We start from the raw sequence: 14,880 nt of genomic DNA, 5'->3' as shown, positions 1-14,880 counted from the left end.
AGGGCTTTTCGCCGTTTCCACCACGTCGCAAGCCACCGACCTGCGGTTTCACACCCGAACATGCCCTGGATCATGGATTAGCTGCGGAACGCGGGCGGCACGCTCCCGCCAAGCACGCCATCCCGCGCCGCGGCCTCGGCGTTCCAGCCCCACCACAGCGCGTTCCGGAACCGGCTGAGACCCAGCGGGCGGCCAGACGGTTGGATCTTGCCCCATGTGCGGCCGATCGGATCGATGTCCATCAGTGCCTTCCAGACCGCATCTACGACGTCGGGTTCTCGCTGGTTGGCACAGTGGACCTGCGTGTCCCAACCCTGTTTGAAGCCCCCCAAGGTGAACACATGGGTGGGGAATCCGGGCACCGGCAGCGTGGGTGGCGGGTCCGTCCTGCCAGCGGGCGGGAACATGGGAGCGACCAGAAACAGACTCTCGACCTTTTCGGGGTTGTCGATCGCGTACGGGCCCATCTGGAACGCAGCTGCGGACCATCCGATGAACGCGACCTTCGAGACGTTGCGCTCGGACCGGATGTACTCGACCACAGTGTCCAGCTCGGCCCAATCGCTCTGGGAGTTGCTCAGCTGGAACGGATAGCTGGGTGTGCGCTGCCCAGAGAGCGGAGGGATGAGAAGGGTGGTGTGCAGAGCCGGATTGACGTTGCACGGATCCTCCATACGAGGCCGCGTCGACTTGCCCGACCCCTGCAGATCCATCATGAAGACGTCGTAGCCGGGGGCTCACCCCGAAGTGTGGACACGAGCTGTTATGCGCGAGCAGCGCCTTATCGGTGGCTTGCTGCTCGTAGTCGATAGGGCTGAGGTAGCCGAGGGCGGAATGCCGTCTTCGGGTGTTGTAGCGAGTGATCCACTTGAAGACGGCCAGCCGCCCGAACAGCAGCGTGCGGCCAGCCGCGGGCAGCGCGTAGGCCGAAGCGATTCCTGTGGTCAGGGGCCGTGGCATGAACGCTCTGTTCCGGGGCTGCTTAGGAGGTTCGGTCGCCTCGTCCCGGCAAGGGGCCCAACCTGTCGAGTGTGGTGGGCTCAGCTCTCTTTCCCGATCGGCCGCCTCGGCGAGACGCTTGAGCGGCAGCCGCAGATCCTACTCTGCCGCGAGCGTGAACATCTACCGCGTTGTCACGTCAAGCGCCGCGTACCGCGCCCTTTGTTCCACCTGGGCGCCGGAAACCAGCCGGTGGCGTCACAGACGGCGAGGTGCTTGACCACTGTCTGCCGCGTGACCGGCAGCCGTTCGCCCAGCGTGGTCGCGCTCGCCTCGCCATCCGCGGCGGACAGATCGAGCAGGCGACGTCGCGTCGGCTCTGCCAGCGCGGCCAGGACGCTGTCGATCCCCTCGACGGGACCCGATCTTGGGACGGTCTCGGGAGCAATACTCGTACCCCAGCTTCGTAGCGGATCAGGCCGGACACGTAGGACAGCGTCCCCGTGAAGACAACGACCTGCTCAACCCGACACGCCTCTCCGGTTCGGTGTGAACTGGAGAGCGACGGCACCTGAGCTGGTTCTAGGCGTCGCCCTTGAGCTGGATGATCTGGAGGTAGTTGCCGTCGGGGTCGGCGAAGGCGCCGAAGCGGCCGAAGGGGCGGTCCTCGACGGGCAGGAGCCAGTCGACGCCGGCTGCCCGCAGTTGCTTCTCGGCGGCGTCGAAGTCGTCGACGTGGAAGTTGAGGATGGCTCGGCCCGGCTCGCTGTTCTTGGCCGCGACGTCGTCGCGCTGGTCGATGACCAGCAGGAAACCGCCGAGGTTGAGCGGGCCCTCGCCCTGGTGTTCCGGTGCGAGCGCGTTGCGGTACCACTCGCGCAGTTCCTCGGGCCGGGTGCTGCCGAGCAGCAGGCTGCCGGGAGTCAGGATGGTCATGATGATCTCCGTGGTGTCATGCAGGGGTGGGTGCGGAACCAGGCTGGGGCTGAGAGCCGATGCTGGCGTACTCACGCTCCAGCGCCTTAGCCGGGCCACCGCGCCAACCGTCGGCCATAGTCTGCGACATGGGGTCGGGGAAGATGTCTTCCTCGTGGTTCGCCACGCCATCGAAGATGGCACTGGCTACCGATTCCGGCGTGGCCTTCGGGGCGTCGAACTCGCGGGACATGTCGGTGTCCGTCGGGCCGATGAAGACGGCGTGCACCCGTACGCCGCGGCCGGCGAGCAACGCCCGCTGCGACTGCGTCAAGGAGAACGCGGCAGCCTTCGAGATCGAGTAGGCCGGAACGATGGGCAGCGGGGCGAAAGCCATCACCGACAGATTGTTGACGACGGCGCCGCTCGAACTGACCAACTGCGGCAGGAAGGCCTGCGTCATGCGGTGTGGGCCGTACAGGTTGACGGCGAGGTGGTGTTCGAGCACGGCGTCGTCGTCGAGCGCGTCGTACAGTGCCGCGCCGGCGTTGTTAACGAGGATGTCGAGGGACATGACCGTCTGGGCGGCCTTCTGCATCTGTGTCGCGTCGGTCACGTCAAGAAGCAGGTTCGTGACGCGGGCGTCGGGGTGAGCGAAGGGGGCGCGGGTGCCCGCGTACACCCGCGCGGCGTCCCTGCGCAGGGCCTCCTCGACCAGCGCCCTCCCGATCCCGCGGTTGGCACCGGTGACCAGGATGTTCTTGCCTGTGAGCTCGGTCATCTCAGACATCCGCGGACCCGGTGCCGGTGCGGGCCACGGTGGCGGCGTCCTGGTGGGCCGCGATGTCCCCGTCCTCCTTGGGGTTGGGCTGTCCCTTGCCCGTGGCGATCAGGTTGCGGAGGCTGCCGTCGATGTAGCCGCCCCATGCGTTGGAGCACACGTCGTAGCACTCGTGTTGCGGGACCAGGCCCTTGTGGGTGAAGCGGACCTCGGCGCCGCCGTCCTTCTCGAGGATGTCGAAGACGACTTCCGTGCCGATCCACTCGGCCTGGTCAGTGACGAAGTTGAAATGGTTGTTCAGGACGCGCCAGGCGGCCTTCTGGCCGGGAACGAGTTCCGTGATCTGGATCGTGGCGCGATGGACGTCCTTGTAGTGGTGGTAGAACACGGCGCCGACCTGATCGGTGACGCCCTTGACGTCTTCCGACCACCACCCGCGGACGTTGGTGACGGCCTCGAAAGCTTCTTGAGGGGTCTGGTCCACCACGAAGGTGGTGGTGTAGCTCTGCTGCTGAGTCGCTTGCGTCATGCAAGTGACTGTACGGCCATTAGCTTTCATGACGCAAGCACCTTCGCCAGATTGCGTACATGCCCGGGAGGCCCCGCCGCGCTATTCCCGCAGGCATGGACGCGTGAACGACGAGACGAGCGAGACGGAGCCACCGCGGTTCGAGAGACCTCGACGCGATCGTGGACGCGGCTCTGGTCAGGGACGACGTCGACGGCGAGCGCGTCGCCGCGATGGGCGGCTCGTTCGGCGGTTGCATGGCCAACTGGCTCGCCGGCCACAGCGACCGCTACCAGGCCATCGTCACCCACGCCTCGCTGTGGAACCGCGACCAGTTCGCCAGCACCACCGACGCCGCGATGTACTGGCGGCGCGTACCGGCAACGCGAGTTCGGCCGGCCCGACGGCGAGCGTTACTCGCTGCTGTCGCCGCACAACGCCCTCGACCGGATCACCACCCCGATGCTCGTCATCCACGGCGACAAGGACTACCGGGTGCCGATCGGCGAGGCGCTGCGACTCGTGGCACCTGCGGCGTACGGACGGACGCGAAGGCCCTCTACTTCCCGACGAGAACCACGGAATCCTCAAGGCCGGCAACATCGTCGCCTGATACGAGACCGTCCTGGCCTTCCTCGGGCAGCACGTGTCCGGTCAGGAGTGGAAGCGCCCGGACTCGGTGGCGTGATGACGGACTTCCTGCGACTGGTCCGGACGAGCCATCGCCAGGATGAACGGCCCATCCGGCAGGCAAGGTGGCGGGCACGAGCCGCTACGACGGGAGGTCAGACCTTCTGCGATAAGCGGCCGGGCGTGAGCGCGGCTTGGATCTCAGCGGGATCGTCCACGAGACCGCAGTGGTCGCACATCGTCCGCTGGGCGACGCCGGTGCCGCACACCGCGTGAATGTAAAAGACGGGCGGCTCCCCGTCAGTCGCCCACTGGTCGCCCCATTCAGAGAGCGCGACCAGCGCGGGCGCGAGTGCACGCCCCTTCTCGGTCGGCAGGTACTCGTAAAGCTCGGGCTGCTCAGAATACCTGTGGCGCCGCATGAGCCCCGTCTCAACGAGGCCATCGAGCCGGGCCTTGAGGATGTTGGTCGCGATGCCCAGTTTGTGCTGGAAGTCGCTATAGCGGGTGGCTGCCCCGAACAGAGCGTCGCGAATGATTAGCAGGCTCCAGCGTTCGCCGACCACCTCGAGAGTGCGTGCGATCGAGCACTCCTGTGAGTCATAGGTTTTCCCCAGCATACGCTCATCTTAGCGTGCAAGACTTGCATCATGAAAGCATGAGACGTGTATGCCGTGCATGATGCGGCAGGAAACTGACAGCACTGCGCCATCTTCCTTTCCGTGGGCCGCCCTCCTCAGGATGCTCTGATCGCCCGGGCCTGCTGCATCGGCGGCGGCCTGATCAACACAGAGAACAAGCAGCCCAACCCGGCAGCAGCACGCGGTCACCGTGGCGCGGGCGAAGCACTCACTCGAGACCAGGCCCGGCCGATACCGGGTGGACGGGCTCAGTGGCAAGCAGCGCCCGGCCCTTCCAGATCGCCTTGGCGACCAGGGCGAACAGCACGCCTTCCATGTTGGTGGTGAAGCGCCGGCCGTCGGCCGTCTTCTTGATCGCCGAGGCGACGGCCAGTTGCCGCCACAGGCCCTCCAGCAGCCAGACGGCGCCGATGGGACGGGAATCGACCACCTCGATCGGCGCGCTGCCCGCAGGGCGGCCGACCTCGACGGCATCATCGGCCGCACCCGGGGTAACCTCAAGGAGTGAAATGATTACATAGCGCGATACGGGGATGGAGTGGGTATCTGTCATATGCTCCGCTACGGGTTGCTCGTCGCCGCCGCCATCAGCCTCACCTGGTATCTCCATACCAAAGCTGATTCAGGAGGCAAGGCAACAGGCTCGACCGGGGTGCTCTTCGACGACTTTTCCTACTCCGGTGCATCGGATCCGCTGCTCGCCCAGCGCGGCTGGACTGCGCGCTCCGGACTGGGCGGACCCGGCGTGCCTGGCGTGAGCTGGTCACCGTCGGCCGTCAGCTTCCCCGACGGACTGCTGACGCTCGACTCTGTCACGGATGGGACCGCCTCCGGCACCGTGCAGGCCGCGCTGTTCACCACACGTCAACGCTTCCGCGAGGGCACGTACGCGTCCAGAGTGCGCTTCAGCGACACCTCCTTGAGCGGTCCCGACGGTGGGCAAGTGGTGCAGGCGTTCTTCACCATCAGCCCACTGCGGGCGGACTGTGACCTCGACTACAGCGAACTGGACTTCGAGTACTTGCCCAACGGCGGATGGGGGGCGCTGGACACGAGGCTGTACGCCACGAGTTGGGAGACTTACCGAACCCATCCGTGGCATGCGGTGAACACCCACACCGCAGAACCGATGGGCTTCGCCGGCTGGCACGACCTGGTCATCCAGGTCTCCGGTGGACGCATGCGGTACTACGTAGATGGGCGCCTCTTCGCCGATCACGGTGGTATCTACTATCCAGAGCAGCTCATGCGCATCCAGTTCAATCAGTGGTTCACGGCCCTGGCCGACGGCTCGAGCCCGCAAATCTACCGGCTGCAGGTGGACTGGATCTATCACAGCAGGGGTGAAACGGTCTCTCCGGCCGACGTGCGAGCCAGAGTCGCCGGCTTCCGTGCTGCGGGGACCGATTTCCGTGACACCATCGGCTCTCCGTCCAAGCCTGCAGGCCTTGCCATGGTGACCAGCATGTTGCCGAACGGCTGCACCGACAGGCCCTAACTGGACGCCCATCCCTTTAGCCGCGGGCCTTCTCCGTGCAGGCGGGATCGAAGCCCGCAGTCTGAACGGCCGACATGCATCGTGACCTGGTCAGATGACGAAAACGGGGCACTTCATCTCCGGTGTCAATGGACTGTGCGACTTCCCAGTGGCAAACTTGGGTCCTCCCCGCTGGCGGACAGATCTTCTCCCCAGGTGGACACGAAATCTCCGGTGGCTGTCACCCTGGGTGACGATGTGGGCGTGATGCAGGAGCCGGTCGACGGTGGCGGTGGCCAAGGTCTTGGGCATGATCTCATCGAAGCCGGACGGGTGCAGATTACTGCTGACCGCCAGGCTGCGCCGCTCGTAGGCGGCATCCACCAGGCGGTAGAAGCCTTCGGCGGCGTTGGTGGAGACCGGTAGCAGCCCGATGTCGTCGACGATGACCAGGTCGCTGCGGATAATCCGGGCCAGGGCCCTGGCGATGGAGTCGTCGACGCGGTGGCGCGCACCAGCGCGCCGAGGTCTTCGATGGTGAACCAGGCGACGCTCATCCCGGCATCGACGGCGGCTTGCCCGAGAGCCTCGGCGAAGTGGGACTTGCCGGTGCCGGACGGGCCGCAGACACACAAGTTCTCCCTCCGGGCGATCCATTCCAGCGTCCGCAGCGCGCTTTGCGTGGGGATCGGGATGGAAGAGGCCTCTTCCTGCCAGATGTGGAAGGTGCACTGCGCCGGGTTTCGTGGAGACTCTGGTGTGCCCCGAGTTCGGTGGAGTCGCGTTCCTGGATTGTCATGCCACGGTGGGTGTGGCCTGTTGGTAACGGTAGTAGATCGCTTCGTACTCTGCGGGCGGGATGTTGCCGCAGGCGGTGTGCAGAGCCGGATTGACGTTGCACGGATCCTCCATACGCCCCTCCAAGACCGACGCCGAGCGGCGCGACGGAGCGAAGTGTCAGTCAGCGGTCGAGTGACGATGTCCGGGAGTCGGCCTCGCCGGAGTCGCGTGGTGTGAAGCGCAGCGCGCCGCTGGGTGCTCGGGCGCGGGAGGTCAGTGGGTACGGAGGACGACGTCGGTGACGGCGGTGTCCCGGGAGAAGAAGTGGTCCCGCTTCCAGATGACCATGACCACTGCCACGAGGGCGAACACGTAGTTCTCCCAGGGCTGCCCCTCGGGGTAGGCGGGGATGTTGGCCTGGAAGTGGAACAGGGCGGGGATGAGGATACTGCCACGGGAGACGTTGAACAGCGGCGTCATGATGATCGACAGCGCGAATGCACCCAGCATGAAGGGGCCGAAGGACCACGCGCTCTGCGGGGTGCCGCTCAGCAGGAACGCGGGCAGGTGCCACAGCCCCCAGAAGAGTCCGAGGATCAGGCTGGTCACCAAGGGGTTGAACCGGCGCTGCAGCATCGGCTGGGCGTAACCACGCCAGCCGAGCTCCTCGATCGGCCCGAGCAGGAGAGCCGGGATCAGCGCGGGCAGGACCGTGTACCACGGCGAGAACGGAAACTCGCCCGCAGTCCCGTTCAGCAGCGCGCTCAGATATTTGCCCGCGGGCATGGCGAGCAGCAGGAACAACCACCACCCGGCAGGCATCCGCCACAGGGTCAGACGGCGCAAATGGTCCCGGATATCGCGCAGGCCGCCTACACGCCAGAGGACGTAGAGGGCCGCGATCTCGGGCGAGTACACGGCCAGGACGAACACCGGGTGGGTGCCGGACGGAGGGCCGAAGATCGGTTCCAGGAGACCGCCGAACGCGATCAGGGATGCCAGAGCTCCCCAGCCGAATAGGAAGGTCAGGGCGAAGAACACGACGAGCGGCCGACGAAGGCCGCTCTGGGGGGATGCCGTCTTGGTTGTCACGACGCCATCATCGATCTCCGTGCCACGCTGGTGGATCCGGGTCCCCCCTGAGCGGCACCCTGGGCCTGCTGCCGAGATCTCAGGGGCGCTACCCTTGCCGCCATCCGTTCGGATATGTCCTGGGCGCGATCAGGACCGCGTTCGGCGTGATCGTCGTCACACAGGCCTGGGCCACGATGAACTGGATCGACGGACGACCGCCCGGACTCGGCGATCCGGATGGCGAGTTCGTCATGGCGGTTCCGGCCTTCGCCTCTGGTGCGGTCACCAGCCTCGTCGGCCCCTTCATCGTCTTGATTCGATGGTCCGGCTATGATCCGCAAGCCGCCCCGGCGCGTCAACGGGGTCCACGCAGATACGGCAGGGCAAGACGATACGGCGTGACGAGACGTCGGCCGGTGCCCTACGCGGGAGGCCATTCCCCCTGATCGACGGGATGGCCGCTGTGAAGTAGCCGCTCTCACGTCACGTCGAACTCGTTACGGCCGGAGCGGATCGGACCGTGCGGCGTTCCCAGGCCAGGGCCGCGCCCACGCCGATGGCATAGGCGACCAGATCCCATGGGTCGGGGAACGCGCCGACCAGGACGCCGCCGATGCCCGGCGGGGTCATGCCGGCTATCTGGTAGACCTCGACGGCGGCGGCGATCACGGCCGTGGCCAGGGTGCGGCGTGCGGCGGTGGTGCGCCACAGCAGTCCCAGGAACGCGTAGACCAGCATGGTGGCGCCGACGTCGCTCACGTAACCGCGGACGAACGGCTGTCCCGGGCCCCGGTAGAAGAGGGCGAACGCGCAGACGGCGAGGGCGACGCCACCCAGAACGACCATGGCGCGGCGCATGAGACTGACATCTTCTCCGAATCTCAACGATCAGGACGAACCTGATCATAGAGATCGTCCCTTTCGGCGGCATGCTGATCGCGGCAGGCCAGCGACCACCTCACGCAGTCGGAACCGTCCGACCTCGGGTCCGCGCCGGCACCGGGTATGGCGTGCGCTGTTCCAGGCGTAAGTGAGCACGCTGAAGCATGGCCACATGCGGGCTCGGGCACTCATCCAGCACCGTCACGTCATGCTTCTCAGAATAGAACGTGTTTGAGAAGGACTAATTCTGGGCGGGCAGGTACGAACCGCTGCTGTCGAGTGGCAGCAGCCCCGCACGTGAGACGCCGTGCCGTGGTACCGATTCGGATCAGTAGAGCGCGCACTCCCACGGCTCAAGGTCTGGCTCTCCGGGAGGGAGTTCGCCAGTGCAGTACAGGTAGAGCCATGTGGCTGCCCGGCGCTCGGCGTACTTCTCGTTGATCGGCAGTCCGTGATCGTCAAGTTCGAGGACGTTGGCGAAGACGGCAAAGCAGGTCTCCATCTGGGACGGAGAGTCCTTCAACTCGTCCCAGTAGTTGACGCCCTCAAGCATGGGATGACCGACCGAGCCGCGGGCGACCCACCCCGCGAAACGACGGATCGCCCCTGATGCGCCATGACTGAGCCGGAAAGACATGCGCGGAACCTACTCTCTCAGATCGTGCTTGAGACGGCGCTAATCCGCTGGACAGGCAGGTACGAACCGCTGCTGGCGAGAAGCAGCACCTCCGCGGGTGAGGCGGCGCCATGGTACCGATCGCGGCCCAGCGGATCATCGCCTCTGCGGTGGCCGGGTGGCGTTCGTAGTCGCGGGCCAGACGGCGGTGATTGGTCAGCCAAGCCAGCGAGCGCTCCATCACCCAACGGCGCTCGATCACCGCGAACCCGACCTGGCCTGGGGCTTTACCCACAATGTGCAGCGCGGTCCGCAGCACCCGCTGGGTCCACTCCACCAACATCCCGGCGAACCCCGCATCGGCGAACACGTATCGGACCGGGGTGAATAGATCAGGCTCAGTAGCGTGGTCTTGGCTCCGTCCCGGTCCTGGACCGAGGCCGCCATGACACACACGACCAGCAACAGGCCGAGCGTGTCGGTCATGATAAATCGCTTGCGGCCGTTGATCTTCTTGTTCGCGTCGTAGCCTCGGCTGTCATGGCCGACAGTGTCCGCGCCTTTGACGCTCTGGGAGTCGATAACACCGGCCGTCGGCTCCGGGAGCGGCCCTCGGCGAGGCGGACCTGCCGCCGCAACGCGACCAGGATCTGCTCGGTCACCTTGGCCTCTTCCCAGCGGACGAAGTACCAGTACACGGTCTGCAAGTGGGTGATCATGCCATCTTTCTCGCGTTATAATCTTAAAGACATGTCACGCAAAATAGAACATCTCCTTGTGACGTTATGTGTGCTGATAACTGTTGGCGGCTGTAGCACGCAATGGTTCCCAACTCTGCTGGAAGTTGATGAGGCGACAGTTGGTGAAGTATCCAAGGTGGGTAAGGTGGTAACACGGACTACGATAGATTTCGTGTACGAAAATACTCATCAGATTACGCAGATGTTAGTAGTCGATACAGGAAAGAATGTTTTCTCTGATGCGCTGAAATCAATGCAGGAAGGGCTGGAGCGCGAGGGTTGGACTGTCATCCATCGTCGCCCAGATTCCATCGACATGGAATCGGCACGATGGGGGAAGGTCATTCTCTCAGTCAGGTCGTTAGGCTCGCTGGAGCAATACTATTTAGAGGCTAGGCCTGAACTTGCGGAAGCGCGCAGAGATCATGACGCGGGAGTTGGCTTCTACCTGCTCATAGAGCTGATTAGAGTCACATAAGGTTTCTGGGGCGATCAAGCGGCATGTGGGCATCTCGCGCCACCTGAATGAACACCGCTGCGCGCCGCCTCGATCTGACGATCCCGTGCGAGCAGTTGAGGTCCGCGACACCGTCGTGCTGCGCCTGGTTGTCGGGCTTCATGCGGGGGATCGTAGGGGGACCGCCAGTTTCGGACGGGTCCCCCACGCGAACCCGCCGGGGCACCAGCGCTGCGCTCGCCTCCGCCGCCGCCCGAGCCAGGTTCGGCAGCACACTTGTATAGGGGTCCGACGTGATCGCCTGATTCGAGTGCCGCATCATCGCGCTCGTGGTCTTCATGTCGTTCCCGGCCGCGAGATACAGGGTCGCGGCGCCGTGCCGCAGATCGTGCAGGCGAATCGGCGGCGGCCCGGCTGCGAAGACCAGCCGCTCGAAGTACTCCGACACCCGCTCCGGCTTCAGCTCGCTCGCTGCCGTTCTCCTGGGTGAAGATCCGACCCGACTCAAGCCATGCTCCGCCGACGCCAGCCGCTCCTTACGTTGCCGCCGGTGGTGCGCGGAGCACAGCCAGCGTTCCCGAGTCGAGAGCCACCGGTGCGTCACTGCCCTCCGTCTTGGGACGCCCTTCCCGCACCTTCCGGTCCACGATCGTGAGCTGTCTGGCCACCGTCAGCACGGCGTCGTCGAAGTCGAGATCCACCCACCGCGCCCCGCACGCCGATCCGGCGGGCTTGGTCGACGACGTCGTTGAGTGATGTGGTGCCGCCGGCTCCGACGTTGATCAGGCTGTTCGGTAGATGGGCGGTTCCTGCGGCGATGGTGCCGGCGATGGCGTCGTCGATGTAGGTGAAGTCTCGGCGTTGTCGGCCGTCGCCGTAGATCTGGAGGGTCGTGACCGTTCGCTACCTGGGGTGTTTCCTGGCCGACCCGTTGGAGGTGCCGAACGAGGTCCTGGACGTCGTCGCCGGCCAGCTGGGGATCGAGGATCCGTCTTGTGTGAAGCGTTACACCGAGCGGGACAAGACGCGGCTGGAGCACACCTGGGAGATTGCCGAGGCGTTCGGGCTGAAGGACTTCGCCTCGGCCGAGGTCGAGCTGGCGGGCAAGGTGCGGGCGGACGCGTGGAACACCGGCGACGGCCCGACCGCGTGCTTCCAGTACGCGGTGCGCTGGCTGCGCCAGAACGACGTGCTGCTGCCCGGGATCAGCACGCTGACCCGGCCCGGAACTCCTACAGCTCCGGCGAGCCGCCACTCAGTTGATCAGTGGGTACGGCGACGTGGCCAAGGTCAGCACCTCTTTGTCAGCGTCGCTCAACGTGGACAGGGCTTTCATCGCGGTGGCCCGGTCGGCCACCTGGTCGGCCACGTCTCCCTTCAGTTCCTCGGTCCAGCTAGGGCAGATCGAGCATGCGCGGCGCTAACGGCGCGCTAGGCCGGCGCTAGCGCGAACCGTGATGATCGTCGGCTATGACCCTCCCGCAAGTGGCGTGCCAGGTCGTGCTCGCCGTGGTTTTCGCGGTCTCCGCGGTCACGAAGATCCGAAGCGTCGCGGCCCTGCGCGCCTTCGCATCCTCGCTCACCGCCGTGCCGAGCGGGAGCCGGATGACGGTTGCCGTGGGCGTGGCGGGTGCGGAGGCCGCTGTGCCGTTCCTCATGCTGGTGCCGCCACTGGGCCTGGCGTTGAGCGGGCTGCTGCTGGCCGGGTTCACCGCGGTGATCGTCGCGTCGATGCGCGCCGGAGTGCGCACGCCATGCCGCTGTTTCGGCGGCTCCGCGACGCCCCTCGGGCCGGTGCACGTGACACGCAACGCGCTGCTGCTGCTGGTGGTGGTGACGGGCTTGATCGCGCTCGTCCGGCCGGGAGGGCAAGCGCCTCTGGAGGGGCTGGCCGTCGCGGCTTCCGCCGGTCTCGTGGGCGCCGTGCTGCTGATCGTCCTCGACGACATCGTCGATCTGGTGAAGGGGAAGGCGTAGTGTCCTATCTGGTCGCTGCCGTTGTGCTGCTCGGGCTGCTCTGCCTGGTCAACCTGCTGCTCACGGTCGGGATCATCCGCCGGCTCCGCGCGCGACCAGCGCGCCAGGGACTGTCGCACACCGAGGACGGGCTCGCCATCGGCGAGCGGATTCCCCTTGAGGTGATGCGGGGACCCGGGCTCATCGGCTTCTTCGCACCCGGCTGCGAGCCGTGCGAGGAGATGCTGCCCGGCTTCGCCGAGCGCGCGACGCAGGGCTCCGGCGAGGCGATCGCCGTCCTCGTGGCCGAGACCGAGGAGGGGGCGGCTGACTACGCCGCGGCCCTGGCCGGAGCCGCGCGGGTGGTCGTGGAGCCCTCGCTGGGAGGGCCCCTGCAGACGGCGCTGCGCGTCACGGGCTATCCGACCGTCTACCTCGTCGATGCGGCCAACCGGGTGACCGGGACCGAGATGGACCTGGCGTGAGACAGGCCCTCTCCGTGGCCGTCCGGACGGTCCCGGGACTGCTGGCCGCCTATGTCGTGGTGATGCTGGCTCACGCGGTCGCGCCGATCGCGGTGGCCTGGCTGACCAAGATGGTGGTCGACGGCCTGGCCGAGGGGATGCCGGTGGCCGGTCTGGTGCCGCTCGCGGTGGGGCTGGCCGTCGCGGGAGCCGTGGTGGCCGTCCTGCCGCACCTGTCACATTATCTCGGCAGCCAGATGGGCCGGGCCTTCACCGCCTACACCACGGACCGGCTCTTCCTGGCCACCCTCCGCTTCTCCGGGTTGCGGAACTTCGAGGACCCGGTCTTCCACGATCGACTGCGGATGGCGCAGAGCAGCCTGTCGTCGGGTCATGCCGTACTCACCGGTGTGCTTGGCACGATCCGCGAAGCGATCACCCTCCTGGGCATGGTGGGCTCGCTCCTGGTCATCAGCCCGAAGCTCACCGTGATCGTGCTGGCCACCGGCCTGCCCATCCTGATCGCTCAGATCCGCCTCTCGCGCCGGCGCGTCTCGCTGATGTGGGAGGTCAGCCCGACCGAACGACGCCAGATGTTCTTCGGCGACCTCCTGACGACCGTCGAGGCCGCCAAGGAGATCCGTCTGTTCAACAGCGGCAGGTTCCTGCGGGGCAAGGTGATGGGCGAGTTGCGCACGGCCAACGCCGCCCGCCGCCGGATGGACCTCAAGGAGCTGTCCGTGGAGGGCCTGCTGACCCTGCTGGCAGCGGTGGTCGCCGGCGGAGGCCTGGTGTGGGCGGTCATGGCCGCCGGGTCCGGTGCGCTGTCCATCGGAGACGTGTCCTTGCTGATCGCCGTCGTCGCCGCCGTCCAGAACGCGCTCAACGGGATGATCGGCGGCATCGCGGCCCTGCACGAGGACCTGCTGATGTTCGGCCACTATGTCGCCGTTACCCACGCCGGGCGCGACCTGCCGGTGCCGGCCGAGCCCGCGCCCATGCCGCGCCTCCAGCGCGGCATCCAGCTCACCGACCTGTGGTTCCGCTACAGCGACGACCACCCGTGGATCCTGCGCGGCCTCACGCTGTTCATCCCCGCGGGCGCGGACGTGGCCATCGTCGGGCTCAACGGCGCGGGCAAGAGCACTCTGATCAAGCTGCTGTGCCGGTTCTACGATCCCCAGCACGGCTCGATCACCTGGGATGGCGTCGACATCCGGAGCGTGGACCCGCAGGAGCTGCGCGCCCGCATCACCGGCGTCTTCCAGGACCACATGGACTACGACCTGTCGGCCCGGGACAACGTTTCCATCGGCTTCTACGCGGCCCGGGAGGACCTCGAGCGCGTCCACGCCGCCGCCTTCGAGGCGGGCGTGGACCGGACGCTGGCCGAGCTGCCGCAGGGCTACGACACCCTGCTGACCCGCATGTTCTTCGGCGAGGAGGACGAGTCCGGAGTGGTCCTGTCGGGCGGCCAGTGGCAGCGCACCGCGCTGGCGCGCGCGCTGTTCCGGGGCCAGAGGGACTTGATGATCCTCGACGAACCAAGCTCCGGGCTGGACCCGGAGGCCGAGGCGGACGTGCACGCCAGAACGCGCAAACAGCGCAACGGCTGTACCAGCGTGCTCATCTCGCACCGGCTCAACACCGTCAGGGACGCCGACCTCATCGTCGTCCTGGACCGCGGTGCCATCACCGAGACCGGACGCCACGAGGAACTGATGGCGTCCGGTGGTTCCTACGCCCGCCTGTTCGATCTGCAGGCGAGCGGCTACCAGAAGGAGAGCTGTGAAACTCATTGACAACCTCACCGACCGCATGCTCGCGGCGGTCGTCCGGGAAGTTCCGGCCGATGCGAGTGAGTGTCAGTACCAGTACAAGTGCCTCAATACCGTGTGCTACACCGTCAGCGGCCCCATCCATTCCATGCAGAAGGCCAAGAGGCTCGTGTGCTACAGGGGCAAGACCGTCACCTACTCAGGGTGGCAGCGCTACGGCGGCTGCGGCTCCTGCTAACTGC

The 14,880-nt window shown here is 66.3% G+C and carries 20 protein-coding genes and 5 pseudogenes; 9 read left to right on the top strand and 16 right to left on the bottom strand.

Annotation, left to right across the window (positions count from 1 at the left end):
- Nucleotides 1-77: 77 nt before the first annotated feature.
- The 6 genes and pseudogenes from ACGFI7_RS37940 to ACGFI7_RS37915 form a co-directional block, all read right to left on the bottom strand.
- Nucleotides 78-719 (bottom strand): annotated as a pseudogene (locus ACGFI7_RS37940) (alpha/beta fold hydrolase); the annotation flags it as partial.
- A gap of 73 nt (nt 720-792) precedes the next feature.
- Nucleotides 793-885: pseudogene (locus ACGFI7_RS37935) on the bottom strand (integrase core domain-containing protein); the annotation flags it as partial.
- A gap of 248 nt (nt 886-1,133) precedes the next feature.
- On the bottom strand, nt 1,134-1,325 hold the full coding sequence (locus ACGFI7_RS37930; protein WP_393413434.1) for an ArsR/SmtB family transcription factor: 192 nt from the start codon (nt 1,323-1,325) through the stop codon (nt 1,134-1,136).
- 196 nt (nt 1,326-1,521) lie between these two features.
- Nucleotides 1,522-1,875 (bottom strand): VOC family protein, encoded by a 354-nt coding sequence (locus tag ACGFI7_RS37925; protein ID WP_393413416.1) that lies wholly within the window; start codon nt 1,873-1,875, stop codon nt 1,522-1,524.
- 16 nt (nt 1,876-1,891) lie between these two features.
- A complete protein-coding gene (locus tag ACGFI7_RS37920) occupies nt 1,892-2,635 on the bottom strand; it encodes an SDR family NAD(P)-dependent oxidoreductase (RefSeq protein WP_393413414.1) in 744 nt (247 codons plus the stop codon).
- Between the two features lies 1 nt (nt 2,636).
- Entirely contained in the window at nt 2,637-3,164 is a 528-nt protein-coding gene (locus ACGFI7_RS37915) for an SRPBCC domain-containing protein (RefSeq protein WP_393413412.1), read from the bottom strand.
- Nucleotides 3,165-3,325: 161 nt separating this feature from the next.
- Here ACGFI7_RS37915 and ACGFI7_RS37910 point away from each other — a divergent pair.
- A pseudogene (locus ACGFI7_RS37910) lies at nt 3,326-3,448 on the top strand (alpha/beta hydrolase family protein); the annotation flags it as partial.
- Between the two features lie 115 nt (nt 3,449-3,563).
- Nucleotides 3,564-3,611 (top strand): annotated as a pseudogene (locus ACGFI7_RS37905) (hypothetical protein); the annotation flags it as partial.
- A gap of 317 nt (nt 3,612-3,928) precedes the next feature.
- Here ACGFI7_RS37905 and ACGFI7_RS37900 read toward each other — a convergent pair.
- Nucleotides 3,929-4,393, bottom strand: coding sequence for a winged helix-turn-helix transcriptional regulator (locus ACGFI7_RS37900; protein ID WP_393413410.1), 465 nt, complete (start codon nt 4,391-4,393; stop codon nt 3,929-3,931).
- Between the two features lie 229 nt (nt 4,394-4,622).
- Complete coding sequence (locus ACGFI7_RS37895; RefSeq protein WP_393413408.1) at nt 4,623-4,967, bottom strand: hypothetical protein; 345 nt, start codon at nt 4,965-4,967, stop codon at nt 4,623-4,625.
- Between ACGFI7_RS37895 and ACGFI7_RS37890 the strand changes: the two genes are divergently transcribed.
- Nucleotides 4,968-5,912 carry a glycoside hydrolase family 16 protein gene (locus ACGFI7_RS37890; protein ID WP_393413406.1) on the top strand — a complete coding sequence of 315 codons (945 nt, stop codon included), beginning with the start codon at nt 4,968-4,970 and terminating at the stop codon, nt 5,910-5,912.
- 90 nt (nt 5,913-6,002) lie between these two features.
- Here ACGFI7_RS37890 and ACGFI7_RS37885 read toward each other — a convergent pair whose 3' ends face one another.
- From ACGFI7_RS37885 to ACGFI7_RS37860, 6 genes and pseudogenes are all read right to left on the bottom strand, one after another.
- Nucleotides 6,003-6,548, bottom strand: coding sequence for an ATP-binding protein (locus ACGFI7_RS37885; protein WP_393413404.1), 546 nt, complete (start codon nt 6,546-6,548; stop codon nt 6,003-6,005).
- Nucleotides 6,467-6,781, bottom strand: a pseudogene (locus ACGFI7_RS37880) (ATP-binding protein); the annotation flags it as partial. The gene ACGFI7_RS37885 and the pseudogene ACGFI7_RS37880, both read right to left, overlap by 82 nt.
- 163 nt (nt 6,782-6,944) lie before the next feature.
- Nucleotides 6,945-7,763 carry a type II CAAX prenyl endopeptidase Rce1 family protein gene (locus ACGFI7_RS37875; protein ID WP_393413402.1) on the bottom strand — a complete coding sequence of 273 codons (819 nt, stop codon included), beginning with the start codon at nt 7,761-7,763 and terminating at the stop codon, nt 6,945-6,947.
- Nucleotides 7,764-8,228: 465 nt separating this feature from the next.
- Nucleotides 8,229-8,591: a DUF2809 domain-containing protein gene (locus ACGFI7_RS37870; RefSeq protein ID WP_393413400.1), complete on the bottom strand. Its 363-nt coding sequence runs from the start codon at nt 8,589-8,591 to the stop codon at nt 8,229-8,231.
- Nucleotides 8,592-8,955: 364 nt separating this feature from the next.
- Complete coding sequence (locus ACGFI7_RS37865) at nt 8,956-9,264, bottom strand: hypothetical protein (protein ID WP_393413398.1); 309 nt, start codon at nt 9,262-9,264, stop codon at nt 8,956-8,958.
- A 237-nt stretch (nt 9,265-9,501) separates the two neighbouring features.
- On the bottom strand, nt 9,502-9,825 hold the full coding sequence (locus ACGFI7_RS37860; RefSeq protein WP_393413432.1) for a transposase: 324 nt from the start codon (nt 9,823-9,825) through the stop codon (nt 9,502-9,504).
- Between ACGFI7_RS37860 and ACGFI7_RS37855 the strand changes: the two genes are divergently transcribed.
- Nucleotides 9,784-10,461, top strand: a complete 678-nt coding sequence (locus ACGFI7_RS37855; RefSeq protein WP_393413396.1) for a hypothetical protein — start codon at nt 9,784-9,786, stop codon at nt 10,459-10,461. The genes ACGFI7_RS37860 and ACGFI7_RS37855 overlap by 42 nt on opposite strands.
- Here the strand turns inward: ACGFI7_RS37855 and ACGFI7_RS37850 are convergent.
- Nucleotides 10,454-11,044, bottom strand: coding sequence for a tyrosine-type recombinase/integrase (locus tag ACGFI7_RS37850; protein WP_393413394.1), 591 nt, complete (start codon nt 11,042-11,044; stop codon nt 10,454-10,456). The two genes, ACGFI7_RS37855 and ACGFI7_RS37850, sit on opposite strands and share 8 nt — an antisense overlap.
- Complete coding sequence (locus tag ACGFI7_RS37845) at nt 11,041-11,322, bottom strand: NAD-dependent epimerase/dehydratase family protein (RefSeq protein WP_393413430.1); 282 nt, start codon at nt 11,320-11,322, stop codon at nt 11,041-11,043. Before ACGFI7_RS37845 ends, ACGFI7_RS37850 begins: the two co-directional genes overlap by 4 nt.
- Before the next feature lie 10 nt (nt 11,323-11,332).
- Here ACGFI7_RS37845 and ACGFI7_RS37840 point away from each other — a divergent pair, with 10 nt between their 5' ends.
- The 5 genes from ACGFI7_RS37840 to ACGFI7_RS37820 are packed head-to-tail and all read left to right on the top strand — an operon-like array spanning nt 11,333 to nt 14,876.
- Nucleotides 11,333-11,875, top strand: coding sequence for a DUF4158 domain-containing protein (locus ACGFI7_RS37840; RefSeq protein ID WP_393413392.1), 543 nt, complete (start codon nt 11,333-11,335; stop codon nt 11,873-11,875).
- A 35-nt stretch (nt 11,876-11,910) separates the two neighbouring features.
- A complete protein-coding gene (locus tag ACGFI7_RS37835; protein WP_393413390.1) occupies nt 11,911-12,417 on the top strand; it encodes a MauE/DoxX family redox-associated membrane protein in 507 nt (168 codons plus the stop codon).
- Entirely contained in the window at nt 12,417-12,881 is a 465-nt protein-coding gene (locus ACGFI7_RS37830) for a TlpA family protein disulfide reductase (protein ID WP_393413388.1), read from the top strand. Before ACGFI7_RS37835 ends, ACGFI7_RS37830 begins: the two co-directional genes overlap by 1 nt.
- The gene (locus tag ACGFI7_RS37825) at nt 12,878-14,662 is read left to right on the top strand and encodes an ABC transporter ATP-binding protein (RefSeq protein WP_393413386.1); all 1,785 of its coding nucleotides are present in this window, start codon (nt 12,878-12,880) and stop codon (nt 14,660-14,662) included. The genes ACGFI7_RS37830 and ACGFI7_RS37825 overlap by 4 nt, the downstream gene beginning before the upstream one ends.
- Nucleotides 14,649-14,876 carry a hypothetical protein gene (locus tag ACGFI7_RS37820; RefSeq protein WP_393413384.1) on the top strand — a complete coding sequence of 76 codons (228 nt, stop codon included), beginning with the start codon at nt 14,649-14,651 and terminating at the stop codon, nt 14,874-14,876. The genes ACGFI7_RS37825 and ACGFI7_RS37820 overlap by 14 nt, the downstream gene beginning before the upstream one ends.
- The last annotated feature ends 4 nt before the right edge of the window (nt 14,877-14,880 follow it).

Source organism: Nonomuraea sp. NPDC048826, from assembly GCF_043198225.1.
Classification (GTDB): domain Bacteria; phylum Actinomycetota; class Actinomycetes; order Streptosporangiales; family Streptosporangiaceae; genus Nonomuraea.
Note: the sequence above shows the minus strand (reverse complement) of the source record. Positions and strands in the feature narration are given on the sequence as shown.

Coding starts and splice junctions, on each gene's coding strand:
- ACGFI7_RS37925 (WP_393413416.1), bottom strand. CDS start 1,875: ATGACCATCCTGACTCCCGGCAGCCTGCTGCTCGGCAGCACCCGGCCC.
- ACGFI7_RS37920 (WP_393413414.1), bottom strand. CDS start 2,635: ATGACCGAGCTCACAGGCAAGAACATCCTGGTCACCGGTGCCAACCGC.
- ACGFI7_RS37915 (WP_393413412.1), bottom strand. CDS start 3,164: ATGACGCAAGCGACTCAGCAGCAGAGCTACACCACCACCTTCGTGGTG.
- ACGFI7_RS37900 (WP_393413410.1), bottom strand. CDS start 4,393: ATGCTGGGGAAAACCTATGACTCACAGGAGTGCTCGATCGCACGCACT.
- ACGFI7_RS37895 (WP_393413408.1), bottom strand. CDS start 4,967: ATGACAGATACCCACTCCATCCCCGTATCGCGCTATGTAATCATTTCA.
- ACGFI7_RS37890 (WP_393413406.1), top strand. CDS start 4,968: ATGCTCCGCTACGGGTTGCTCGTCGCCGCCGCCATCAGCCTCACCTGG.
- ACGFI7_RS37885 (WP_393413404.1), bottom strand. CDS start 6,548: ATGGATCGCCCGGAGGGAGAACTTGTGTGTCTGCGGCCCGTCCGGCAC.
- ACGFI7_RS37870 (WP_393413400.1), bottom strand. CDS start 8,591: ATGGTCGTTCTGGGTGGCGTCGCCCTCGCCGTCTGCGCGTTCGCCCTC.
- ACGFI7_RS37865 (WP_393413398.1), bottom strand. CDS start 9,264: ATGTCTTTCCGGCTCAGTCATGGCGCATCAGGGGCGATCCGTCGTTTC.
- ACGFI7_RS37855 (WP_393413396.1), top strand. CDS start 9,784: ATGGCCGACAGTGTCCGCGCCTTTGACGCTCTGGGAGTCGATAACACC.
- ACGFI7_RS37835 (WP_393413390.1), top strand. CDS start 11,911: ATGACCCTCCCGCAAGTGGCGTGCCAGGTCGTGCTCGCCGTGGTTTTC.